General features: G+C 58.6%; 25 protein-coding genes. 10 read left to right on the top strand and 15 right to left on the bottom strand.

Annotated features, from left to right (window positions below; genetic code table 11):
• Positions 1–1,476 (top strand): VCBS repeat-containing protein (locus tag IP81_RS16935; RefSeq protein WP_231627070.1); only part of this gene is annotated, 1,476 nt, incomplete at its 5' end.
• Positions 1,477–1,541: 65 nt separating this feature from the next.
• Here the strand turns inward: IP81_RS16935 and IP81_RS16930 are convergent.
• Positions 1,542–2,798 (bottom strand): site-specific integrase, encoded by a 1,257-nt coding sequence (locus IP81_RS16930; RefSeq protein ID WP_054109180.1) that lies wholly within the window; start codon positions 2,796–2,798, stop codon positions 1,542–1,544.
• Between the two features lie 398 nt (positions 2,799–3,196).
• Here IP81_RS16930 and IP81_RS16925 point away from each other — a divergent pair, with 398 nt between their 5' ends.
• Entirely contained in the window at positions 3,197–3,571 is a 375-nt protein-coding gene (locus IP81_RS16925; RefSeq protein WP_054109179.1) for a hypothetical protein, read from the top strand.
• Positions 3,572–3,583: 12 nt separating this feature from the next.
• Here IP81_RS16925 and IP81_RS16920 read toward each other — a convergent pair whose 3' ends face one another.
• The 7 genes from IP81_RS16920 to IP81_RS16890 form a co-directional block, all read right to left on the bottom strand.
• The gene (locus IP81_RS16920; protein ID WP_157573322.1) at positions 3,584–3,877 is read right to left on the bottom strand and encodes a hypothetical protein; all 294 of its coding nucleotides are present in this window, start codon (positions 3,875–3,877) and stop codon (positions 3,584–3,586) included.
• Between the two features lie 135 nt (positions 3,878–4,012).
• The gene (locus tag IP81_RS16915) at positions 4,013–4,378 is read right to left on the bottom strand and encodes a hypothetical protein (protein ID WP_054109177.1); all 366 of its coding nucleotides are present in this window, start codon (positions 4,376–4,378) and stop codon (positions 4,013–4,015) included.
• Positions 4,379–4,389: 11 nt separating this feature from the next.
• The gene (locus tag IP81_RS16910; RefSeq protein ID WP_054109176.1) at positions 4,390–5,643 is read right to left on the bottom strand and encodes an aromatic ring-hydroxylating dioxygenase subunit alpha; all 1,254 of its coding nucleotides are present in this window, start codon (positions 5,641–5,643) and stop codon (positions 4,390–4,392) included.
• A gap of 31 nt (positions 5,644–5,674) precedes the next feature.
• The gene (locus IP81_RS16905; RefSeq protein WP_054109175.1) at positions 5,675–6,157 is read right to left on the bottom strand and encodes a nuclear transport factor 2 family protein; all 483 of its coding nucleotides are present in this window, start codon (positions 6,155–6,157) and stop codon (positions 5,675–5,677) included.
• Positions 6,158–6,213: 56 nt separating this feature from the next.
• Complete coding sequence (locus tag IP81_RS16900; protein ID WP_082356267.1) at positions 6,214–8,631, bottom strand: TonB-dependent receptor; 2,418 nt, start codon at positions 8,629–8,631, stop codon at positions 6,214–6,216.
• A 337-nt stretch (positions 8,632–8,968) separates the two neighbouring features.
• The gene (locus tag IP81_RS16895; RefSeq protein WP_231627068.1) at positions 8,969–9,892 is read right to left on the bottom strand and encodes an AraC family transcriptional regulator; all 924 of its coding nucleotides are present in this window, start codon (positions 9,890–9,892) and stop codon (positions 8,969–8,971) included.
• 137 nt (positions 9,893–10,029) lie between these two features.
• Positions 10,030–10,752: an aspartate/glutamate racemase family protein gene (locus IP81_RS16890; RefSeq protein WP_054109173.1), complete on the bottom strand. Its 723-nt coding sequence runs from the start codon at positions 10,750–10,752 to the stop codon at positions 10,030–10,032.
• 308 nt (positions 10,753–11,060) lie between these two features.
• Between IP81_RS16890 and IP81_RS16885 the strand changes: the two genes are divergently transcribed.
• Positions 11,061–11,417, top strand: a complete 357-nt coding sequence (locus tag IP81_RS16885) for a hypothetical protein (protein WP_054109172.1) — start codon at positions 11,061–11,063, stop codon at positions 11,415–11,417.
• Positions 11,414–12,604: an SRPBCC family protein gene (locus tag IP81_RS16880; RefSeq protein ID WP_054109171.1), complete on the top strand. Its 1,191-nt coding sequence runs from the start codon at positions 11,414–11,416 to the stop codon at positions 12,602–12,604. The genes IP81_RS16885 and IP81_RS16880 overlap by 4 nt, the downstream gene beginning before the upstream one ends.
• Positions 12,605–12,725: 121 nt before the next feature.
• Here IP81_RS16880 and IP81_RS16875 read toward each other — a convergent pair whose 3' ends face one another.
• Positions 12,726–13,631 carry a LysR family transcriptional regulator gene (locus IP81_RS16875; protein ID WP_054109170.1) on the bottom strand — a complete coding sequence of 302 codons (906 nt, stop codon included), beginning with the start codon at positions 13,629–13,631 and terminating at the stop codon, positions 12,726–12,728.
• A 101-nt stretch (positions 13,632–13,732) separates the two neighbouring features.
• Between IP81_RS16875 and IP81_RS16870 the strand changes: the two genes are divergently transcribed.
• From IP81_RS16870 to pcaD, 6 genes are read left to right on the top strand one after another with little or no spacing between them, the layout of a single operon-like run.
• Positions 13,733–14,896 (top strand): muconate/chloromuconate family cycloisomerase, encoded by a 1,164-nt coding sequence (locus IP81_RS16870; RefSeq protein ID WP_054109169.1) that lies wholly within the window; start codon positions 13,733–13,735, stop codon positions 14,894–14,896.
• Positions 14,896–15,177, top strand: coding sequence for a muconolactone Delta-isomerase (gene catC / locus IP81_RS16865; RefSeq protein ID WP_054109168.1), 282 nt, complete (start codon positions 14,896–14,898; stop codon positions 15,175–15,177). Before IP81_RS16870 ends, catC begins: the two co-directional genes overlap by 1 nt.
• A 23-nt stretch (positions 15,178–15,200) precedes the next feature.
• Positions 15,201–16,106: a dioxygenase gene (locus IP81_RS16860; RefSeq protein ID WP_054109186.1), complete on the top strand. Its 906-nt coding sequence runs from the start codon at positions 15,201–15,203 to the stop codon at positions 16,104–16,106.
• Positions 16,103–16,810 (top strand): CoA transferase subunit A, encoded by a 708-nt coding sequence (locus IP81_RS16855; RefSeq protein ID WP_054109167.1) that lies wholly within the window; start codon positions 16,103–16,105, stop codon positions 16,808–16,810. The genes IP81_RS16860 and IP81_RS16855 overlap by 4 nt, the downstream gene beginning before the upstream one ends.
• The gene (locus IP81_RS16850) at positions 16,810–17,457 is read left to right on the top strand and encodes a 3-oxoacid CoA-transferase subunit B (protein WP_054109166.1); all 648 of its coding nucleotides are present in this window, start codon (positions 16,810–16,812) and stop codon (positions 17,455–17,457) included. The genes IP81_RS16855 and IP81_RS16850 overlap by 1 nt, the downstream gene beginning before the upstream one ends.
• A 12-nt stretch (positions 17,458–17,469) precedes the next feature.
• A complete protein-coding gene (gene pcaD / locus IP81_RS16845; protein ID WP_054109165.1) occupies positions 17,470–18,261 on the top strand; it encodes a 3-oxoadipate enol-lactonase in 792 nt (263 codons plus the stop codon).
• A 6-nt stretch (positions 18,262–18,267) separates the two neighbouring features.
• Here pcaD and IP81_RS16840 read toward each other — a convergent pair whose 3' ends face one another.
• From IP81_RS16840 to IP81_RS16815, 6 genes are all read right to left on the bottom strand, one after another.
• The gene (locus IP81_RS16840; protein ID WP_231627062.1) at positions 18,268–18,618 is read right to left on the bottom strand and encodes a non-heme iron oxygenase ferredoxin subunit; all 351 of its coding nucleotides are present in this window, start codon (positions 18,616–18,618) and stop codon (positions 18,268–18,270) included.
• Complete coding sequence (locus IP81_RS16835; protein ID WP_054109164.1) at positions 18,611–19,099, bottom strand: nuclear transport factor 2 family protein; 489 nt, start codon at positions 19,097–19,099, stop codon at positions 18,611–18,613. The genes IP81_RS16840 and IP81_RS16835 overlap by 8 nt, the downstream gene beginning before the upstream one ends.
• Positions 19,096–19,476 (bottom strand): hypothetical protein, encoded by a 381-nt coding sequence (locus tag IP81_RS16830; RefSeq protein WP_231627060.1) that lies wholly within the window; start codon positions 19,474–19,476, stop codon positions 19,096–19,098. Before IP81_RS16830 ends, IP81_RS16835 begins: the two co-directional genes overlap by 4 nt.
• A 17-nt stretch (positions 19,477–19,493) precedes the next feature.
• A complete protein-coding gene (locus tag IP81_RS16825) occupies positions 19,494–20,714 on the bottom strand; it encodes an SRPBCC family protein (RefSeq protein ID WP_054109163.1) in 1,221 nt (406 codons plus the stop codon).
• A 103-nt stretch (positions 20,715–20,817) separates the two neighbouring features.
• Entirely contained in the window at positions 20,818–22,116 is a 1,299-nt protein-coding gene (locus tag IP81_RS16820; RefSeq protein ID WP_054109162.1) for an acetamidase/formamidase family protein, read from the bottom strand.
• Between the two features lie 232 nt (positions 22,117–22,348).
• On the bottom strand, positions 22,349–23,362 hold the full coding sequence (locus IP81_RS16815) for an AraC family transcriptional regulator (RefSeq protein ID WP_231627058.1): 1,014 nt from the start codon (positions 23,360–23,362) through the stop codon (positions 22,349–22,351).
• Positions 23,363–23,393: the final 31 nt, after the last annotated feature.

Genomic DNA, 23,393 nt, shown 5'->3' with positions numbered 1-23,393 from the left:
GCTGGCTTTGACACGCTGACTGTTGACTATTCCGGCAGCCTTCCTGATGGCCGGACCATCCGGGGGGCAAGTTTAAATTCCACCGGGGGCGGTTATTTTTTGAGCGGCTCGTCCGGTTCTACATTGTTTACCGTGGACGGCTGGGAAAGTTTCAAAATCACCGGCAGTGCATTTGCGGATGCGTTTGAAGGAGCCAGCGGCCCTAACCACCTAATCGGAGTTGGTGGCAATGACCATCTGGTTGGCAACGGCAGCGCCGATATCCTCGATGGCGGTGAGGGCGATGATTCGCTTGATGGGGGTTTGGGAACTGATAAGGCTTCTTTTTCGGCAACACGCGCGCAGTCTACCGTAATTGTTGGACCTAATGCTCTGACAATCAGTTCGGCATTGGACGGCACTGATACGTTGGTTCGGGTCGAACAAATCCAGTTTGCTGATGGGCTCTATTCATTCACTTTCAGGAACCCCGGCGCGACGGTCATCGCAAACTTCAACCCTGCCAATGGTTGGGCCTCGCAGGATCAGTTTCCGCGCCACATTGCAGATGTTAACGGCGATGGCTTTGCCGACGTCGTGGGCTTTGGTTTTTCGGGTGTACTCGTCTCGTTTGGATCGGCAAACGGGGGCTTTTCCAGCACGAGCCTTGTAGTCGCCAACTTTGGTCAGACTGCCGGGTGGGCGTCAGACAATCAATTCCACCGCGCATTGGCAGATGTAAATGGCGATGGACGAGACGATATTCTAGGCTTTGGCTTTGCTGGAACGCTAGTCTCTCTCGCCCGCGCCGATGGCACTTTTGCCAACCCCACTACCGGCATAGCCGACTTCGGCACCAATCAAGGTTGGTCAAGCCAGAACGGCTTTGCGCGCATCGTGGGTGACGTAGACGGTGATGGCAAAGCTGACATCATCGGGTTTGGCTCCGCCGGGACATTAGTATCGCTTGGCAACGGCGATGGAACATTCAAGTCTGTCCAGACTGGCATTGCAGACTTTGGTGTGGCCCAAGGTTGGACCAGTGACAACAATTTCACCCGTGCCGTAGCCGATGTGAACGGCGATGGCCGCGATGACATTATTGGCTTCGGGATTGCCGGAACACTCGTCGCATTGTCCAATGGCAATGGCACTTTCGGTCCTGCACAACTGGTGTTGAGCGATTTCGGCGTTAATCAGGGCTGGGAGAATAACGATGCCTTCCCGCGCTTGGTTGCGGATGTGAACGGCGATGAAATTGCCGATTTAGTGGGCTTTGGAATCGCGGGCACACTCGTGTCATATGGCAAAGGCGACGGCACATTCACCACTGCCGGTTTGGATCTTGCCAACTTCGGCAAAAATCAAGGCTGGAGCAGTAACAACACTTTCTACCGTGATGTGGCCGATGTCGACAACGATGGTCTCGCCGACATTGTCGGCTTCGGCATATCCGGGGTCCTTATCGGATACAACCAAGGTGGCTTCTTGTTGTGATGTCTAATCGCTTGCGTTGTGTCGCAATGTCGCAATGTCGCAATGTCGCAATTGTCGCAGGGGGGTCAGGTCTCGGCCCGAATTGGTGTGACGTTCGAACCGTCTGCCACGGGTGAAGTGCAGTAATCTGCCCATGCTTCCATAAGCTTCACCCTTTTGGGGAACAGGCTTCCCCGCTGGTATGCCGCCTCGGCCTTGTCTGCCAATTGGTGGGAAAGCGCATGTTCTACCACTTCCCGAGCGTATGCGGTTGTTTCGCCCGCCCATTCGCGAAACGTAGAGCGGAAACCGTGAACGGTAATGTCTGGCCGTTCCATGCGCCGCAACAGCATTGCCATTGCCATGCCAGACAATTGCCCGCCGCTATTGCCGGGAAAAATCGCAGCTTCTTTAAGGCCGGTTGTGTTCAGGCCCTGAACTTCTTTCAGGATTTCCACTGCACGGGCAGACAGGGGAACGCGATGTTCCTTGGCCGCTTTCATCCGGTCCGCCGGTATCGTCCAGACTGCCCCGTCCAGATCGATTTCAGCCCATGAAGCGCCAAGCACTTCGCCTGAACGGGTTGCTGTCAGAATGGCGAATTGCAGGGCTTTGGCTGCCAAGGCTTCCCGCCCTTTCAGATCGGCCATGAATGCAGGCAGCTCAGCATAAGACAGGGAAGCATGATGCCCGCGCGCAAGTTTGTTTGGCTTGGGCAAAAGGAAATCCAGATGCCCGCGCCACCGTGCCGGATTTTCGCCCGAGCGCAGGCCTTGAACCTTGGCCGCGTCCATCACGTTCTCGATGCGCCCGCGCAACCGGCTGGCCGTCTCGGGCTTGCTGGTCCAGATCGGGCGCAAGACGTCCATAACGTGGTCGGTCGTTACCTCGGCAACGGGCATATTGCCGAATTCAGGGTAGGCATAAGTTTCCAGCGTCGAACGCCACTGCGCCTTGTGCTTGGCATTGCGCCAGCCGCTTTCCTTCAAGTCGATATAGCCCTCGGCAACTTGTTTGAATGCCTTGGCCTTGGATTGTTCCGCCAAGGCTGCCTTTGCATCCTTCGCCCGCTTCGTCCGGTCCGAAACCGGAACTGCACCGCTGGCAGCTTCCCGCGCCTTTTCCCGTGCCAGTTCCCGCGCCTGCGCCAATGTGATCGCACCGGGCGCAGCCGAACCTAAACCAATGTCGCGAACCTTGCCCGCAATGGTTGCACGGAACAGCCAAGACTTGGCCCCGCTTTCCTTCACCAACAGGTAAAGCCCTGCGCCGTCTGCATGGCGTCCGGGCTTGGCACTCTTAACCGCCAAGGGGGTAAGGGCATTGTGCAAGATGCGCGGCATTCGTTCGGCTCCCGGTTAAGGGAACAGCGCCAGCCGTGCCCATAACGATACCCTTAATAGATTACCGCCTTTAAGGGAACTAGAATGTGCAGGAATGAGCGCAGGCGGATTGAACTTTTACTAATTCCCTTATTTAAATGGGCTTTATGGTCATCTCTGAACTATGCTGAACGGGGGTTTGGCGGAATCCATCTCCGCCATTTCCTTGTCAAAAACAGCTTCTTAGCAAAAACCGCCCTTCGGGGCTTGTTGTTTTGGATTTGGCAGTCCTCCTTGGGCTTCTAGCGTATTTCTAGCCGCAAGCTCATCGGTGCAGTATTGCACATAGCTATTTGGGTGTTGGCAAAAGACAAATTCACCTACTTGCGACGCACGGACGCAAGCGTCAGTATCAATCGATGACTGAAAATCCTTACGAAGACCACGATGTGGATTGGGTTAAGCGCTATCGTGCGCGAGCGCGCAAGGGGATCGATTGGCTGGTTCGATTCACGGAATTGGTAGTCTTAACAGCAGCGCTCCAATTCGCAGCTTCAAAAACCCATAATGCTACACTCGGCTTGCTGACCCTCCTTCTCGGCTTCGCAGTGTTGTTTTACGTTTGCGATTTTGTAAATTTCCTCAGTCAGCCTTGGACTCGCCTTGGGAAACGCAAATGGTGGCAATGGCTCCTTACCATAATCGCTACATCATACTTCTTATGGGTAGTTTACCGAGGAATCGAAAATGTTACGTCGGCGATAGAGGTCTTAGCCAAAGCTCAAGGCCAATGAAATTTGGTGTTTTCATCGCGCAAATACCGAACTTTCCCATTCCCGCAGTGCAGCGACCACGACAATCATATCCTCACCATCAAGCGCACCGCTCTCCACCACCGGCAGCACAGTTTGCTCAATCCATGCGTCGAATGAACCATACCAAACCACAATAAGCGATGGCCGTGGCTTTCCCGCCTTCTCCAACTTGGCAGTCCGCCGCTGGAGTGCGCGCAGACTCATGTGGTCAGCTAAACCCCAGACGCTGACGCAGATTGTCGGGGCGAGCGCGCTTGCTGATGACCACAAGAGGCGGCGCAACATGCTGCACGCCTTCAGCTTGAGTCACCGGTAAAGGTACAGGTACAGGTACAGGCCAATGTAGTGCCCTCAATTCTGGCTTTCAGAATAGGATCAAGGCCATAGAATATTAGACAGCGTTGCTCAGGTTATCGCAGATCAATGACGCGCGGCTTCCCATGACGGTATGTCCCCGTGGCCTGGCACGAAGCGGCGAGCGGCAAAGCTGAACGGCACGTCCGGACTGCCGCCATAAAGCTCGTGATGCGGTGCCGCCTCGGCAAAGGCGGCGGCGAGGCAGAACAGATTGCTTTGTCCCTCGTCCATACCCTCCAGCGTCACCGTGGCAAGGTAGTCCAGAATCTCTGGCAGGCGGGGCATCACGGCGGCATAGAAGGCCGCGAAATCAGCTAGCCCGGCAGACCAGCGAATGTCACTTCGCTCGTTCTCGGTCGACCTCGCCCAGATGCGCGCAAGGGGGGCCAGATCGGCAAAGGCCTGAGGCAAATGCATGGTATCAGTCATAACGGGATTCCTTAGCGGGCCAGCTGGGTATCAAGGGTTCGCGCGGCGTGTCGGATCAGAAACTCCTGATCCATCAGGAACATATCGTCGATCGCCCCGGAACGGATTCCCGTAAAAGTATCTTCCATCGTGCCGGTATCTTCCAGCCAGGCATTGCGGTGAATTGCATTGGTGTGCAGTTGCGCCACGCGTTCCGCCGCATTGCGTGCCGGTCGAAAGTAGTTGACGCCCTCCCACAAAGTACGCCCGTGAGCGAGAGGCCAGAACTGATGGGTGAAGTAGGCGATCCCCGGATAGCCACAGCCCGCTGCCAAATGGATGAGAAAGTTCGGGAAGATATTGGGCAGCTCGAACTGGAAATCCGGCCGCCGCATGGGGTTGATCCCCGGCGGCAGCAAGTCGGGCCGGGGGCCGTGTTCGGCATCGGCATGGAGAACGCCGGCGAATTGCGCGGTGGATTCAGCAGATTCCATCCCCAGCCCGTAGATTGTAGACGAGGCATGGGGGCCGATAAGCTTGAAATCGCTGTGTTCTATACCACGAAAGCCCGGTAGCGATCCGGCGTGGATGGTCGGCACATGATACCCTTCGGAAAAGGCATAAAGCGCGACCTTCCAGTTGCATTCCAGCACGGTGGCATAGCGAAAGGCGCTGGTCGCCTCGGCATATGGGTAGCCCGCAAAAAGTTTGCCGAAATCGCCGAGGAATTCAGCCAGTGACTGTTCCGGCTTATCAGCAAAATTGATGAATACAAAGCCCTCCCAGATATCGCAGGCAATCTCGCGCAAACCGAGGCAGGCCTTGTCAAGCTTGCCAAAGCCATCCTCCATAGGCACCGAACGCAACGAACCATCGGTGGAGAAGACCCAGCCGTGGAACCGGCAGGACAACACATTCGCCCGCGACTTGCCGAATGTTTCGAAGCCGCTGGTCGGCACGACCTTGTTGCCGCGATGGGTGCAGACATTGTGGAAAGCACGAACCTTGCCATCTTTACCCCGCACGATCAGGACCGAAGCATCGGCAACCGGCATTTCCTTCACTTTGTAATCCCCTTTTTCAGGGATTTCCCATTCGGTCGCCACCTTTAACCAGGTCCGCTTGAAGATCTTCTCGCGTTCCAGTGCATAGACGGCGGGCTCCCTGATTGCCGCGACCGAGACCGGCTCCACGCCGAGTTCGCTGCGGATCTGTTGGGTCGAGCGGCCAAGGTGGCCGAAGGCGTCGGCACCCGGAACGGGCGTGTTGCCAGACAGTTCATTCATCGGCACTCTCTCCAGTCTTTAGGGCTTTTGCTCAGGCGTTCGCCAGAATTTCGGGCTTGGACGTCCAGCCCTGCGGATAATGGGAAATGACATCGGCTTTCAGTTCCAGGTGGCTAAAGCGCCAAGCTTCGCCATCAACCACGGCCAGCGCCTCGTAACGCCCGCCGATCCAGTAGGCTTTGCCGCTGACCGCTGTGGCGATTTCCCAAAGATAGAATTCCACCTCTGCTGTCTCGTCCCCTGTGGTCAACGCAACGCGAGGTGAAACAAGGTAATGCAGCGTCCAGCAAAAGCCGCTTTCGGCGTTGCCAGCAACGCCTTCGGCAATGCCATCGCAGCCTTCCAGCGTTCCATACCGGTCAATCACAAACCGCGCGTCGGCTGTAAAAAGGGGCCGTAAGGCCTCCGCGCTTGGACCAGCGTCAAAAGCACGGCCAAGGTCCGCAATCAGGTCGTCTATGGCGCGCAAGGCTTCAAGCCGACGGACACGCGCACCAAGTGAGGTGTCATCCACCGCATCACTCCCAAAGGAGGCGGAGAGAGGGTTGCCCCCCTCTCCACCGGTCTTGTTCAGAACTTGTAGCGCGCGCTCAGATACCATTCGCGCGGCCGCCCATACACGCCCTCGGTGATGCCACCGAAGGAGTCGGCATAGCCGGAACCAAGGTAGACTTCCTTGGTCAGGTTCTTGACACCGAGTGTCATCCCCCAAGTTTCGGTTGGGTCGTTAAAGGCAACCGAAGCGTTGATCAGGTGGTAACCTTCCTGCACCAGCAGCGGAGTATTGACCGCATCGTTGTAGACGCGCGACCGGTAGGACCAGTCAACGCGAGGCTGGAAGCTGCCGATATCGCCGGCCTCGATAGCGTAAGATACGCCTGCACTCATCGTCCACTCCGGCGCATTCTGCAGCTTGGTGTTGGTCGTGACACCGGCATTCAGCGCACGGATATCCACCTTGCGGTACTTGGCATCAAGATAACCAAGCCCCGCATCGATCCGCAGACCGGCCACCGGGACCGCCAGAAGTTCCAGCTCGAAGCCCTGAATCCGGGCCTCGGCAGCGTTCTGAATAATCGGCGCGAAGCCGAGCGTCGGATCGTTGACGGTGATCTGCAGGTTCTTGTAATTGTTCATGAACACTGCGCCATTCAGACGCACTGCCCGGTCTAGCAGATCCGTCTTGAAGCCGAATTCATAAGTTTCGCTGGTTTCCGGCTGAAACGAGGGGATAAAGGCAAACGGAGGGAACACGCGCTGGGTAAATCCGCCGCCCTTGAACCCCTTGGAATAAGACAGGTAGGTCAGGACTTCCGGGCTGAAACGGTAAGACAGACTGGCCATAGGCGTCCAGGCCTTGTCCTTGATTGTTGATGTCTGCCCCAGTGGTCCCATGAGCGGATCGCCATCCTGCAGGCCCGAACCATCGGGATTGAACGGCGCACCGGTGAGGAAACCTGCCTCGACGACGAACTGGTTGGCATTGCCAAAGGTCTTCTCGTCCTCGGTCCAGCGGATACCACCGGTCAGATTAAGTCCCGGAGCCAATTCGTAAGTAGCCTGACCGAAAAAGGCGAGGCTTTTGCCCTCCAGCACTGCACCGCTGAGAAACACAGCATCGACAATGTTGACCAGATCCTGATGGTTGCCCGCCTCGTCGGCATAATAGCCGCCAAGAACCCAGTTCAACTTGCCATCGGCCAGATCACCCAGAAGTTGGACTTCCTGCGAGAACTGGTCCTGCTTCCAATCGCTATTAGTCTGAATAATCGAGGCAGGGCTGTGGTCGGAATCGCGCGTCCAGAAGCCGGTCACCTTGCGATAGGCGGTGATAGACTTGAAAGTGACGTTATCTGCCAGCTTCCATTCCAGTGTGCCGGACACACCCCAAATGTTTACGTCGGAGCCGGATTGGTAAGGCTTGGGATTACCGTTGGCAAAGATCGGCGAGATGGCCGAGAAAGTGCCGCCGTGGCGATATGGGCCAACAGCCCATTGGCTGTTGAAGCACGCCGGGTTTGTAAACCGCGCAGGGTTGGTCGTGCTTGTGCAGGTGGCTGCAGCACCTGAATAAGCAGCATTCCAATACTGTGCTGCGGGGGCGTTTTCATCAATGGCGATGGCGACATTTGGCGCAGAGTTTTCACGGGTGCGCGATCCATCGACAGCAAGATCGATGGTCAGGTCGCTGGATGGCTCAAGCCGCAAAGCGAAGCGCCCGGCCAAGTTGTCTGTATCGCCAAGGTCTGGCGCACCGGGCACGATGCCTTTCACGTACCCGTCCCGCTTGTGATAGAAGCCTGCCAAGCTGGAATAGATGCCCTCGCCCAGCGGCAGATCGATATTGCCCTTGATTTGGACACGGCCGAACTGGCCCGTTGTGCCTTCGACCAATCCAGCCAATTCCCGGCCTGGCTTTTTCGTCACCACGCTAACGGCGCCGCCAATGGTGTTGCGACCAAACAGGGTGCCCTGTGGCCCGCGCAGCACTTCGATGCGTGCAATGTTCAAGACGTCCAGGACGTTGCCCACACCGCGCGAAATGAAGACCCCGTCAAGATAGAGCCCGACGCCGGGATCGGCTGAAAGCTGGTAATCGTTCTGGCCGATACCGCGGATGAAGATCGCTGCGGTGGCATTGCTCGCTGACACAGGGACCGAGCTGTTGAACTTCACGTTGGGCGTGAAGTCGCCGATCTGGGTAACGTTCTCGATGCCGCGCGCCTGCAAGCCTTCGCCAGTCACAGCGGAGATAGCAATCGGCGTATCCTGCATCGATTCCGCCCGGCGGCGGGCCGTGACGGTAATAACCTCAATGCCGGAAGCAGGGCTTTCACTGGCCTCGGTCTGGACCTGCGCCATGGCAGGACCTGCCGGAATGACCAGCGCCGCCAACACCGCGCCAACCAACGGCCCGAATTCTATGCAAGACCGCAATCCGTGTCCGGTCGGCTGGCGGCGAACCTGCTTTGATCCCTGTTTCGTCATGACTTTCTCCCTAGGTGCAGCCGAAGTTGCCTCGGCGACCGTGTTGTCTCGAATTGCCGGCCGGAACGGGGGATGCCGTTTCCGCCACGACCCTCCCGTGGCGTGAATCCCCGCAGCGACTTCGCAGTTGCACCTTCCTGCCAAAGCGATCCGCCCGCTATCCTCTGACCGCCATCGGCGACACCTGAGCGCCGCCAAATCGTCACAAACCGGACACATCGGCCACACGGCAGCAATGGCTAGGCTAACGCACTGGGAAGAGAGACTTCCGGGCGCCTCAAGCCCTATCGGTAATGTAGCGGCGGGAGCGGCGGGGCTGTGCTTTAACCCCGAGCGATCAATGGCTGCCCATGCGCTTCAGCGTTGCCGAAGGGCGTTCACCAAAGCGCTCGAAATAGTCGCGGGCGAACTTGGACAAGTGGGTAAAGCCGCAGGCGAGGGCAACTTCGGTAACCGTCAAGCCGCTATCGGCCCCGTCACGCAATTGGCGGTGAGCAAGCACCAGTCGGCTGTTCTTGAGGAAGGTCATTGGTGTGGTGCCGCGAAAGCGGCGGAACCCGGTGTGGAGCGAACGCGCGGAAACACCCGATACGACGATCATCTCGTCCAGCGTGATTGGATCAGCGGCATGCTGGTGGATGAATTCCTCCACGCGGCGGACATAGTAAGGCGCGGGGGCAGAAACCGGCGTATTGAAAAGTTCGGCATGATTATGCGGCACGGCAGCCAGCAGCAGACGCCGTAGCGCCTGTTCAACAGCCCCCACCGCGCGCGAATGGCTGAAGGCAGAAGCGCCATTATCCAGATCGTCGCAAATGGTCCGGGCGAGCTGGGCAAAAGCCACAGCGGCACCTTCCAAACGGATCGGCGCAGGGGAAAATCGCAATTCGCCGGGCCGGAAGCCCAGTTCCTGCGCCAGCACAGCTTCCATGCCGCTCTTAGTCAGTTTCACGGTGAAGTGCTTATAGCCCTCGCCGAACAACTGCTCCACCCGCGACGCAGGATTGAGCACGCACATATGTCCGGGCTTGAGATCGAAAGAGGTATCGTCTTGGGTGATGCGCGCCACGCCCGAAAGCGAGAACTGGACGAGGTATAGTGATTCCATCGGTGGAATTCGGACCGCGATCCGGCCGAACGGATTGCCGTAGTCCGTGGCGTTGAAGCTGACCGATTGGAGCGATGCGTGGTGATGGCGGAAATCCAGCGGCGGCACCCCGCCTTCCAGCCGCAGATCATGGGGGCAAAACATCTCGCTCATATGGTTATGAACCGCGCCCAGATCCCTGGAAATGAACCGTGGCCGGTTGGCCAGCGGCAATCCCGATCCTTCCCAGTGGCTTTGCATCTGTCCTGCCAACATTGTTGCTCACCGTTCGTGTGAAAGGGCGCCGGTATTCAACCGCCGAGAAAAACCGAATCCATGGTGCTGCCAGGTGAAAGCCAAGTGGCCTTGCTGTGGCTCAAGCCAAGTGCCAGCAGCATCTCGCAGGTCTTGTATCCGACCAGACCGGGATTAATCACCGGCACCTCCAGCCTTTCGGCCAGAAACGCGTGGGACTGGTGCATTGTGGTGGAGCCCAGAATCAGGAGATCGGCACCGTCTTCGTCGATGGCGCGGCGGGCTGCATCAAGCAGCAAAGGAAATACGCTATCCTCCTTGCCGGATAACAATTCCGCAGTATCCGGCCGCACACCGATAGACCGGATCGAGGCAAGCCGGTGTTCCATGCCCTGCTCGTGCAATACCTTGTCATACAGCCACCGCCAGCGATCCCACATTGAAATGATGGAGAACCGACGGCCAAGCTGCGTTGCCAAAGCATAAGTTGCTTGGGCAGTACCCACCACGGGTATCGAAAGACGCGAACGCAAGGCAGCCACGCCAGAGTCGCTCATCGAATTGATGCAGACTGCCGCACAACCTTCTTCCTCGGCGCGCGCACCAGCCTCAAGACACCAGGCATCAGCGATGGCGCCTTCATAATGGGAATCGAGTGCAGTGCCGCCGCGCGCCGCGCAGGTGAACTCCACCGATACACCGGGCATGAGCAAATGCTGCGGAATCTGCGCTGCAAACGCCTCCAACGCTGCCTGTGGCACAGGCACGGGCACGATCATTCTGATCCTTCGGTCCACCAGTTTAGCTCCCTGCTGGCTCCGGTCCCTCTCCCTTGCGATCGCGGCAGGCCACCGGGCCGGTGCAACGCGACGAAGGCTGCCTTGCCCATTCGGCCAAGTCCAATACCGAATTGCCGTAAAATCAGACCTGGAAGGTATGGTTGTCACCATCAAGCATCGGCGTTTTACTGACTGTGACAGGCGGCTGCGCTTATTCCGCGCTCAGCGGTCATGCGCTGCACAGGAAGGATAGCGCAGCCGACGCCAAAGCTGCAGCCTTAGGATGATCAAAGGCTCGGAGAGCATGCATGGCAGACGGACTTCCTGACGGTTTCGAAGACCTCCTCCCCTTTCTCGACTGGGCCTGCCCCACAGAGTTGGGGCGCAACGAAAGACGCTGGGCCGCCACTATGGCGGAAAGCCAGACTTTCTATGACACCATGCTGGCGCGCGGCGCAGCGGCATTGGAGTATCTCGGCCAGTTTTCGCTCGACGAAATCGCTGACGAAAACCTTGCACTTCTCAACATGTGCCTGGCTCTCGCGGAATGTTCGGCGACGGTCGAAATGTACGAGAACCCGCAACCCAAATACGTCTTCCCGATCAAGCGCTTCGTGCCGATGCACGACGCGTGGCCCCTTGCTGCCGCCGGAGTCCGCCCATGACCTTCGAACCCCGTCGCTTCATGAACCGCTACCCCGAAGAGGGCAACGATCCGGTTCCGGTCGAACGCTATACCTCGCCAGACTACTTCGAGCTTGAACGCGAACGCGTTTTCCGGCGAAAATGGCTCAACGTGGGTAATATTCTCCAGGCGCCGAAACCGGGCGACTATTTCGTGGTCGAGCTCAAGATCCTCGATACCTCGCTACTCGTCATTCATGGCAAGGATGGTGTTTTCCGTGCGTTTCACAACATGTGTTCGCACCGCGGCGCACCGGTCGCCTGGGATGCGCAAGGGTCATGCAAAGGGTATCTCGCCTGCCGTTTCCACGGCTGGGTTTATGATACCACCGGCAAGCTGGTCCACATTTCCGACGCCGAAAACTTCCCCGGCGTGAAAGCCGAGGAGAACGGCCTGACTGCCGTCCATTGTGAGGTCTGGGAAAGCTTTGTTTTTATCAACATGGCAGAGCAGTCCGAAGAAACCTTGCAAGAGCATCTCGCTCCGGTATCCGCCGAGATCAGCCGGTTCGATTTCAGCGGCTTTACGCCAGCCTTTTCCTATCGCATCGATGAGGCGGTCAATTGGAAGACCCTGCAGGAAGCTCAGCTGGAAGGCTGGCACCTGCCGTTCCTGCACGAGAAGACCCTGGCCCGCGCGGTAAAAATCGAAGGTGGGCAGTATCGCCATGCCGGAATCGAGCTTTATGGCCTGCACGGGGTGCTGGGATCACCCGCGCCGGACAACTTCACGCCCTCCCCCGTAGCGCAACTGGCCAGCCAGTTCGGTACCGGTACGGTCCAGGCCTTTGGCAGCAAGTTGGAAAACGATGGCGAAGGTTACCACTTCCGCGGATCGTTCGATTTCTGGCACATCTTCCCCAACTTCTTCGTCGGACTGCTGAACGGCCTCTATTTTACCTTCAACATCTGGCCGATTTCCGTCGATCGCAGCATCTGGGAGATCAAGGGATATTATCCCCCGGTGCGCACCGCCGGAGAGCTCTTCGCCCGCGAATACTCCAAGGTGGGCCTGCGCGATCCGATGATGGAGGACTGCTTCACCCATGAACTGATCTGCGCTCAGATGAAGTCTGGCGCGAAGAAGCACATCCATTTCCAGGATGAGGAAATCCTTGCACGACATCTCGGCAACGGGGTCGATCTTTGCGTTCGCGGACTGGCCTGAACGCAGGTTCCGGGAACAATCTGACATGGGAGAGCAGGTAAGGCCGCGAACCGCCACGCGCCAATCGTTGGCACGCGGAATTCTGGCACGGCAAGCACCGCCTGCTCCTCATGGCCTCTGCCTAATTGTGGCCATCGAGGTGATTGGTGTGGAGCGCACAGCTCACTTCGATGAGCTTCTCGAGTTCGCTGGAGATGTCTCCGACACGATGGATCATCATGATCGGCGATCGGGCACCCCGTTCAAGGATCGGCAAATAGCGCACGTCGTCGCGACGCAGGCGCTGAACGGATTCGGGCACAATGCTAAAGCCAGCGTGCGCAGCAACCAATCCGATCGCGGTCTGCAATTCGCGCACCTCGATCACATCGCGCACTTGCAGACCAAGGTCCTGATAGACGCTGAATATCTGGTCGGCATAGCTTGGTCGGGCCGGACGCGGATAAACGATCAATGGCTCGTCCAGAAGCTGCGCCAGATGGAGCGCCTCACCCCGCTGCGCCAGCGGATGATCAGCCGGCACAACGGCGACCAGCGGCTCCTCGGCCAGAACGATGCGGCGGATACCGGGGGACTCCACGCGGAGCCGTCCGAACCCGACATCGATGCGCCCGTCTTTCAAGGCAGCGATCTGCTCCACCGTCGAACATTCCAGCAGCGACACATCGACATGGCTCGCGCAATCGCGAAACTTTCGGATCACCGCAGGCAACAGACCGTAAAGCGTCGAGCCGACAAAGCCGATGACGAAGCGCCTCCGACCCACTTCGGACAAACGGTGCAAGGACGAACGCAATTGTTCGACGCCAGACAGGACGTGCACGGCCTGCTCGTAAAGCAGCCTCCCGGCCTCGGTCAGACGCAAAGGCCGGCTTTGGCGGTCAATCAGTTCCGAGCCGACTTCCTCCTCAAGCTGTCGAATTTGCCGACTGAGCGGCGGCTGGGCGATGTTCAGAACCTCGGCCGCGCGGGTGAAGTTCCGTTCGTTGGCCACGGCCACGAAGTAGCGCAAGTGTCGCAGTTCCATTTCATACCTAAAAGATACCGTAATAGACCGAGACGGTCTTTTGCCGATGGCGCAACAAACCATAGCATAAGCCTAATTTCAATGCCTTTAACGGAAATACGATGCCACTAAAGATCGAAAAAATTGATACCTGGATTGTAGATATACCGACAATCCGCCCACACGTGCTGTCGATGATTTCAATCCACAGCCAGTCCATGATGCTAGTGCGATTGCGCTACTCTGATGGCAGTGAAGGGTTGGGCGAAGGCACGACGATCGGCGGTCTGGCTTATGGCGACGAAAGCCCCGAAGGGATGAAGCTGGCCATTGACCGCTACTTTGCCCCGCTGCTAGTCGAACGGGAAGCGCAGCAGCCAGCGGTACTGATGGCACGGCTGCGGAGCCATATCGTTGGCAACCATTTTGCCACGCACGCAATCGAAACCGCCCTGCTCGACGGCGCGGCGCGGCGCGCAGGATTGCCGCTTTCGGCGCTGCTCGGTGGCGCACAACACAGCCGTCTCCCGGTACTGTGGACGCTGGCCAGCGGCGATACCGTCCGCGATATTGAAGAGGCCGAGGCTATGATAGCCGCGCGGCGTCACAACATCTTCAAGCTCAAGATTGGCAAGCGCGCCTTGGCCGATGATGTTGCCCACGTCGCTGCAATCAAGCGCGCGCTGGGAGATCGGGCCTCGGTGCGGGTCGACGTCAATCAGGCATGGGACTACCTATCTGCCCAGCGCGGTGCAGAAATGCTCGCTGATGCCGGCGTAGACCTGATCGAACAACCCCTTCCCCGCGACGACCGTTTGGGCATGGCCAGGCTGACGGCTAGTTCCCCGATTGCAATCATGGCCGATGAGGCGCTGCGCGGGCCGCACGATGCGCTGCAATTCGTCCGCGACGTGGGTGCCCATGCCTTTTCGCTGAAGCCCGCGCAGGCCGGTGGTCTGTTCGCAGCGCGCGAAGTCGCGGCCATCGCCCAAGCAGGCCGTATCGGCCTTTATGGCGGCACCATGCTCGAAGGCAGCGTCGGAACGGCGGCTTCCGCCCATCTGTTCGCCACCTTGCCCGAAATGGTCTGGGGGACCGAACTGTTCGGACCGTTGCTACAGACCGAGCAGATCCTCAGCCATCCGCTGACCTACCAAGATTTCGCGCTGGAAGTGCCGACTGGCCCGGGCCTGGGCATCTCGCTCGACTGGGATAAGGTCGCCCGCTTCCGCCGCGACGGGCCGTCGCGCACCATCTCCGGCCCCATCGCAAAGGAGACTACCTGATGCTTTTCATGGTTCGCATGGACGTTCATGTCCCCCACCATCTTGAACCGGCTACGTTCGACGCGCTCAAGGCCACCGAGAAGGCCCGGGCTGAAGACCTGCAACGTATCGGCAAATGGGTGCACCTGTGGCGGATCGCCGGGCAATACTCGAACATAAGCGTTTTCGACGTCGCCGACGCGGGCGAGCTGCACGATATCATGATCGGCCTCCCGTTGTTCCCCTTCATGACCACCGAGGTGACAGCACTGTGCCGCCACCCATCTGCAATTATCGCCTGACCGGCGACGCCAAGGAGGATGCCATGACCAACATCGTCAAGTCACCCGAAGTCCAAGCCCTGTTTGACCGTGCCGCCGGGCTTGATCAGGAAGGGGGCAATCACCGGCTCAAAGCCATCATGCGCGATCTGCTCGAAAGCCTCGCCGTGATCGTCGAACGTCACGATATCAGCGAAAGCGAGTTCTGGATCGCACTGAAGTTCCTGCAGGACGGAGCAGGCGAATTCGGCCTGATCGCGCCGGGTGTGGGGATCGAACATTTCCTAGACTTGCACATGGATGCAAAGGATGCCGAAGTCGGCCTGCTTGGCGGCACACCACGCACCATTGAAGGTCCGCTCTATGTCGCGGGCGCGCCGCTGGTTGATGGCGACCTGTCTCGCACCAATGACGTCAACCTGACAACCGATCCCGATGACACCGAAACGCTGACCATGGCAGGCCGTATCACCGGGCCGGATGGCGAGCCGGTGAAGGATGCCGTCCTCCATGTCTGGCATGCCAATTCGCAGGGCGTTTATTCTCATTTCGACCCAACGGGAGTCCAGTCTCCGTTCAACAACCGGCGGCGTATCCAGTTGGGCGTGGACGGCCGCTATTCCTTCCGCTCGAAAATGCCCCGCGGCTATTCCTGTCCTCTAGGCGGGGCCACGGAAAAGCTGATGCAAGCGCTGGGCCGCCATGGTGACCGACCCGCCCATGTCCATTTCTTCGTCGAGGCACCGGGTTATCGTACACTGACCACCCAGATCAACTTCGGTGATGATCCGCACGCACGCGACGACTTCGCCTTTGGCTCGCGCGAAGGCCTGCTGCCGGTGCCGGATCGAAGCGGCGGCAATCCGCACATCGAATTTGACTTCCGGCTGCAACGCACCGGCAGCAAAGCCACCTCAGCCCTTTCCGGCAGGCCGCGTGCGGCAGCATGAACAAGGTCTATCCGTCTCCGGGCGCCGCTCTGGAAGGGCTGCTGTTTGATGGCATGACGATCATGTCGGGCGGATTCGGGCTCGCGGGTAATCCCGAGAGCCTGATCCCGGAGATTCGCGCGAATGGCGTGAGCGGGCTGACGGTCATCTCGAACAATGCGGGTGCCGAGGGTTTCGGCCTGTGGACCTTGCTGCAAACCCGCCAAATCCGCCGGATGATCAGTTCCTACATTGGCAGCAACAAGTTGTTCGAACAGCAATATCTGGCCGGTGAACTGGAATTGGAACTCAGCCCGCAAGGGACTCTGGCGGAACGTATCCGCGCGGGCGGCGCGGGCATCCCGGCCTTCTATACACGCACCGGCGTCGGCACGGTGGTGGCAGAAGGCAAGCCCTGTGAAGAGTTCGAGGGCAAAGAATACATCCGCGAAACTTGGCTGCGTGCCGATCTGGCCATCATCAAGGCTTGGCGGGCAGATACAGCAGGCAACCTGATGTTTCGAAAGACCGCGCGCAACTTCAATCCCGACATGGCTACCGCAGCACGCGTTACTGTTGTCGAGGCCGAAGAGATCGTTCCTGAAGGTATGATCGACCCGGATCATGTCCACACACCTGGTATCTACGTGGACCGGATCGTTGCCTGCACGGTGAATGAGAAACGCATTGAACAGCGCACCATTCGCCAGCGGGAGAGTGCCTGATGCCTTGGTCACGCGAAGAGATGGCCGCCCGTGCGGCCCGTGAATTGCGCAATGGGGACTATGTCAACTTGGGCATAGGCATACCGCCACTGGTGGCAAACCACGTACCGCTTAGCGTTGAGGTCGTGCTCCAGTCCGAAAACGGCATGCTGGGCATGGGGCCTTTTCCTTATGAAGACGAAATCGACGCCGATCTGATCAACGCCGGCAAGCAAACTGTGACCCAGTTGCCCTCATCCAGTTTTTTCTCCTCCTCGCAAAGCTTCGCAATGATCCGGGGCGGCCATATCGACATTGCCGTTTTGGGGGCCATGGAAGTAAGCGCTGCGGGCGATATCGCCAACTGGACGGTGCCAGGCAAGATGGTCAAGGGCATCGGCGGTGCCATGGACCTTGTCGCCGGGGTGCGGCAGGTGGTGGTCGTTATGGAACATTGCGGCAAAGACGGCACCTCAAAGATCGTGCCGGAATGCACCCTGCCGCTTACCGGGCGACGGGCTGTTGACCTGATCATCACCAATCTGGGCGTGATCGCGTGCGATAAGGCAATAGGCGGTCTTCGCCTTGTCGAATTGGCACCAGGTGTAACAGTGGACGAGATCACCAACTGCACCGCCGCGACACTAGACACCTCTGCCTTTGTCTGAAGGAATGCCCCGATGAATACCCCCCAAGGCTTCGCGATCATGATCGACGGTTGTCGTATCGCCTGGCGGATGGACGGGCCGGCCGATGCCCCGGTACTCGTCCTGTCCAATTCGCTGGGCACGGCGATGGCGATGTGGGAGGATCAGGTTCCGGCTCTGGCCGAACGTTTCCGCGTGTTGCGCTATGACACGCGCGGGCATGGGGCGTCATCAGTCATGCCCGGCGAAACTTCGCTGGATCGCTTGGGGCGCGACGTCATCGAATTGCTCGACCAACTTGGCATCGATACCGCACATTTCTGCGGACTGTCGTTGGGCGGTATGACGGGGCAGTGGCTCGGCGTCCATGCTGCGGAGCGGTTGGACAGGCTGGTGATCGCCAACAGTACTTCCTACATGGGGCCACCAGAAGCATGGCAGCAGCGCATGACAGTGGTGCGCGAGCAAGGCATGGGGGCGATCACTCCGGCGGTGCTGGAACGCTGGTTCACTTCTGCCTTTGCCGTTTGTGAGACACCCGGGCTGGCCCGCACCCGCGAACAGCTTCTCGACACCGCGCCTGATGGTTATGCTGCGTGCTGTGCTGCCATCCGCGACATGGACTTGCGTCGTGTGGTCAACCTCGTCAATCGCCCGACGCTGGTAATCGCCGGACGTCAGGACCCAGCAACGCCCCCGGACCATGCTGAAGCGATTGTGCAAGCTATTGCCAGCGCGCGGCTGGTGTCGCTAGAGGCGGCGCACCTGTCAAATATCGAGCAGCCCGAGGCCTTTACCAGCGCGCTGCTCGACTTCCTGGGGTGATCCCGTTCAGCGTTCGATCAACAACTCGCCAGCGCGTTCGGTCACTGCATAGGCACGGATCGGCTCGGAACAGGGAGCAGCGCGCGGCTCACCGGTGCTAATGCAAAATGATCCCATGTGGTACGGACAAAAAATCTGACCACCTTCTAAATAGCCTTCCGATAGCGAAGCCTCACCGTGGGAGCAAAGATCATCGGTGCAGTAGAACTGGCCTTCCCAGCGATAAACGCTAACTGCATGGTCGTCTGCCAGCACGACCCTCAATGGTTCGTCTGCCGGCACATCTTCTACCTTGCACAATGTCTGCACGCACTCATCCTCCGGTTTGTTCGTCATTTTACCCGCTGTTTCAGTCATGGTAGACCTTCCCTGTCCAAGGGGTTGCATTTGGGCTGTCTATGCGCGGATGGAGTTGCACATGGTCGAACAACCAGACGCCGTCGTGGACACTCAAACGACTGTCGTACCAGCCGCCATACCAAGTATCGGCCTCTGTCCCGTCAGCCTGCTTCATCGTCGCCAGTTCCCACAAGTACCAGCGGCAAGTGGCAGACAGGGCATCCTTGGCCAGTTCGATCAGCGGCGAAACCATGTAATGCACAGACCACGTCACGTACGTCTTCGCGATCTGCGACAAGCCTGCGGCAATGGCTTCGCGCCCGATAAGATGCGCCACGCCGATCAGTTGCCACTCGGCATCGGTGCCAAACAGCGGGCCAAGGATAGCGGGGTCGTTCTTACGGTCCGCACCAACGGCATAAGTCGCGATCAGTTGGCGGATCGCCTCGGCGGCCTCGATCCGCCGCAGCCGCAGGTCCAGTTCAGGCTCCACGTTCATCGCGGCCCGTTAGGCGGCAGGGCACGCCAGGTTTCATCTGCGCCGTGGACAGCGATGAACCGCTCTTCTTCGAAGGCATAAGGCACCCCCGGATCGCCACGATAAAACTCAACGTGTGGTGCAATCTCTGCCATCGACAAGGCAATATTAAAGATGCCCCTGTGGCTTTCCGGCAATTCCCCGAGGGCAAAACCATCGCACGCGTCAAGAATTGCCTCCACGTGCGACAAGACCGCATCGTAGAATTCACGCAAGTCCTCACTACTCGCCTCGCGGCGTGCCTTTGTGCGCTGGTCAGCGGTTGGCAAGGCCCAGCGTGAAAAGCGAACGAGTTCTTCAAAACCTGAGGGAAGGGCCATTGGCGTCTGCATCGTCATCATCTTTCTCCCCGCGCTCAGGAATTCACGAATTCGTCTACGACCACGCAATTGTGGCGGATCAGAATTTCTTCGTCTTGGAGGTGCTGGACAGTCTTGGCGCCGGACAGCATCGCACGATACGTGTCTTCCATCGTCGCGGTATCTTCGAGCCAGGCATTACGCTGCAGAACCATCGCGCGTTCGAAACCCCACAATTCGGAATGCGTGGTCGGCTTCTTCAGGTAGTACTTGCCTTCCCACAGTGTTTTGTCGTGAGCAATTGGCCAGAACTGGTGGGTAAACCAGATGCCTTCCGAAACATGCAGCAGCACGCTGGGGAACAGAACGCTCAATTCAAAGGCCCAGTCCGGATCACGGTTCGGGTTCAGTGTCGATGGCAGACTTGAACTGCCGCCCTGCGCCGCCAGCGAGCTGCGCGAACGCGCATTGGCCATATCACCGATAGGCGTGGACGGCAGGTTGCCCACCTGAAGGCGCACCGAACAGGTCCGGTGCGGGCCAAACAATTCTACATCCTCGATCCCGGACTGGAACACGTTGGGGAACGACCCGGCATGAATTGTGTCGACGTGATAGGCTTCGGCAAAGGCGTCCGAGGCGACCTTCCAGTTGCAGTTCAGCGTGGTGTGATACGTAAACCCGTAATCGCATGCGGCAAAGTCAAAGGTACCGAAATGCTCGCCATAACCGCCCAGGAAATCTTTCAGCGACTGGACCGGACCTTGATCGACATTGACAAAGACGAAGCCAGCCCAGGTTTCGCAATGAACCTGCGTCAGGCCGTTTTCCGCCTTGTTGAAGCAGCCATAGAAGCGGTCTTCGTGCGGTACGTTCACCAGTTCGCCCTGGGCATTATAGACCCAGCCGTGAAACCGGCAGGTAACGACCCCGGCGCGGTTGCGACCGTAGGTTTCCTGACCAGCCTCTGTCACCACCGTATTGCCGCGATGCGAACAGGCGTTGTGGAAAGCGCGGATCACATTGTCCTTGCCGCGAATGATGATAACCGAGGTATCGGCGCAGTCCAGCCGGCGGACCTTGTAAGAGCCTGCATCGGGCACTTCGCGTTCAAGCGCGACATAAAGCCACTGCTTTTTGAAAATCCGGGCCTTTTCCTTTTCGTAGTATTCAGGATCGACATATGGACCAACCGGCAGCGGTTCCTGTCCCAAGTGGGGATACTTGCGAGCCCAGCGGCCGGGCGCCTTATCGACTGTGATTGTCTGGGTTACCATTGCCTGTCTCCTGCTCCGCTTTATGCCTGGACCTTAGCCGGGCGGTGGCAGCGGCGGCTATCCCGGCACTGCATCGCATTGTCCGCCCGGCGCAGATTTCGTCTCAGTCGTATTGTTCCTGGACCAGATGCAGGATGCCCATCCGGGCGAGGATCGCCTTGGGACAGAGGAACGTCACCCGCACCACGCCCGGCAGACGGCTGATTTCGATCGAACCGACAATAGTGGCGCGGTTGAGCACTTCGTCATAGGCGATGCCGGTGATCTTCGAGGCACGGTCAAGCCCGTTTTTGGTGGCATCGTTAAGGTTGGCACCGGTGCCGATGAAAGTGATCGGTGCGTTGTCTTCGATCTCGGACTGGCCGTATTTCGCACCCAACGCTTTGACCGCTACTTGCTCTGCCGCGTCCATCGGTCGGGCAAGGAAAGGCAGGTCATCCAGCGTCTGCAAAAGGATCGGGCCATCTATCGCCAGCCCCTTGATCACTTCCACCTGCAATTCCACTTCGCCTGCAACATCGGTCGCATGTCCGGCGATCTCGCCGTTGCCCTGTTGTGCGTGCATATCGCCCATGTAGACACCACCGCCCGGCACCTTCACCGGGCAAATCAGGATCGCGCCCTCACGCACCGAATTGGTGTCCATGTGACCGTCAGTCTTATGCTGGTCGAGCTCTTCTTGGGTAAAGCTGTAGCCATGCGGCGCGCCCAGCAGGAAAGAGCCGAAGTCTCCGGCATTATGGGAATCAGGAAGATCGCGCGACGGGATTGTGCCGATGTTGCCAAGGAATGGCCGCATCCGCGCGGCAAGGCCGGAAATGTCGGCCCGGGCAAGCGACAGGATCGAATGCTGGTCGGAATGTTCCGGGATGGCAGCGTAAACCTTTGCATCGGCGGCCAGACGTTCGGCCACCTCTTTGTTCACTGTCAGCGAAACCTTGTTTTCCCTGTCCAGCACAATCACGTAGCCGTTCCCGAAGCGAAAAGCGTTCACTTCCGCGCCGCAATTATCGCAATGCACGGCGCTGTCGCCGATACCTTCGATATGGCTGGACGGGCGGGTGGTCCCACAGACCGAACACAGCTTGGCGACGAAAGGATCGCCAACATAGCGCCCGTCGACAAATTCCATAACGCCCGATGAGGTGGCAAGCGAAGTAACCTGCACTTTTCTCAGCCGGATGGCGATGGCATCGCCAATTTCAGCACCCTCGACCATGACCGGGCGGGTCACTTCATGACCACCCTGGAACTTGGGGGTGATCATCGGCCCCCAGCATCCTGGCGGCGTACCGGTACGGATGATACCGCCGCTACGCACCGTGGCGGCAGGTGCGATCCCGGGACCGACAATCCCGCCGCTGTATTCATAGACGCCAACCTCGTCGCGAACGCTCGCCATTTTGTGCTCCTCGAAAGTCGAAAACCCGGAATTCCGGACAGCGCACCTTACGGGCAGGATGGCAGGTGCAAAAAGGCCGTGACCGCAGCCAATAGCCACCCAGCGAAGCAAACTATCCGCCGCCAGCTTTGCTGCGCCTGGTAGATCGTTTTAGCGGGTAAATGGCCGATTGCGACGACGTCGCACACGACGAAGCCTTCGCCGCCCAAGGCTTGCGCTGGAGAGGGTTTGATCAGTTAAACTTGCGCAGCGTCTGCGAGGGCAGCTCGCCGTATATCCGCTTGTATTCGGCGGCAAACCGCCCGAACTGGAAAAAGCCCCAGCGGCATGCGATGGCAGTCACCGTATCACTTGGCCCGGCGTTCTGCAGATCCTCGCGCACTTGCGCCAGCCGGACCGTCTTCAGGTAAACCATCGGTGATGTGCCGCGAAACCGGCGAAACCCGTCAAACAGGGCGCGCGCGCTGACCCCGCCAACTTCGATCAGCTGTTCCAAAGTCACCAACTGGTCGGCATTGTCGACGATGAAGCGTTCCACTTTGCGCACATGATACGGTGCGATCTTGCAGGGCTGCGGCTGCAACTGGTCCGAATAATTGTTCGGCTGGCTCTCTAGCAGCTTGTGGATGAACATGGTCTCGAGACTATCGATCAAGGTGCTTCCCTGACCGTTCGTCCGTCCGGACACTTCCATGCTGAGCAAGGCGGCATAGTTCCAGCACGAGGCCATGGCCGGATCAATTGCCATGGTATCGGAAAAGCGAAGCTTTCGGGTCAGCGGACGGCCGATCAGCATAGTGGCGTAATCTTCCAATACCCGATTGCTGATCTGCACGACCCTCTGGGTGCAGTCGGCAGACCAGCGCATCCGCCTTAGGTCCGCAGTATCGACCACAGAAGCCACCTGCGGCGAAATGGTGGTCGAGTGTTCGGACGTACCGATTTCTGCCGAACCGGCCAGCGGCTGCATCAGCAGCAGCATGTCCTTGTCCTCGATGCCTTCAATCGACACGTTGCGACCATAGGCCATAACGCCGATATCGAGCTTGCCGAAGCTGCGATGGTTCAGCCAGGCGTCAAGCTGTCCGCCGCGCTGTTCAATATGCAGATTGTGGGGACAATATGTTCGGCCGATATGTTCCCGCACCTCGAAGATATCCCGCGAGGTGAACACAGAAGCCCCTGGCAGCAGCTCTGCGAGCGTGACGCCGCCAATAGCAGGTAAGATAGCAACACTGTCGTTCAAACTACATCCCGCGAACAATCGCCTTCTTTGC

Source organism: Novosphingobium sp. AAP83 (assembly GCF_001295795.1).
GTDB lineage: Bacteria > Pseudomonadota > Alphaproteobacteria > Sphingomonadales > Sphingomonadaceae > Novosphingobium.
This window is presented reverse-complemented; position numbering and strand designations above follow the sequence as displayed.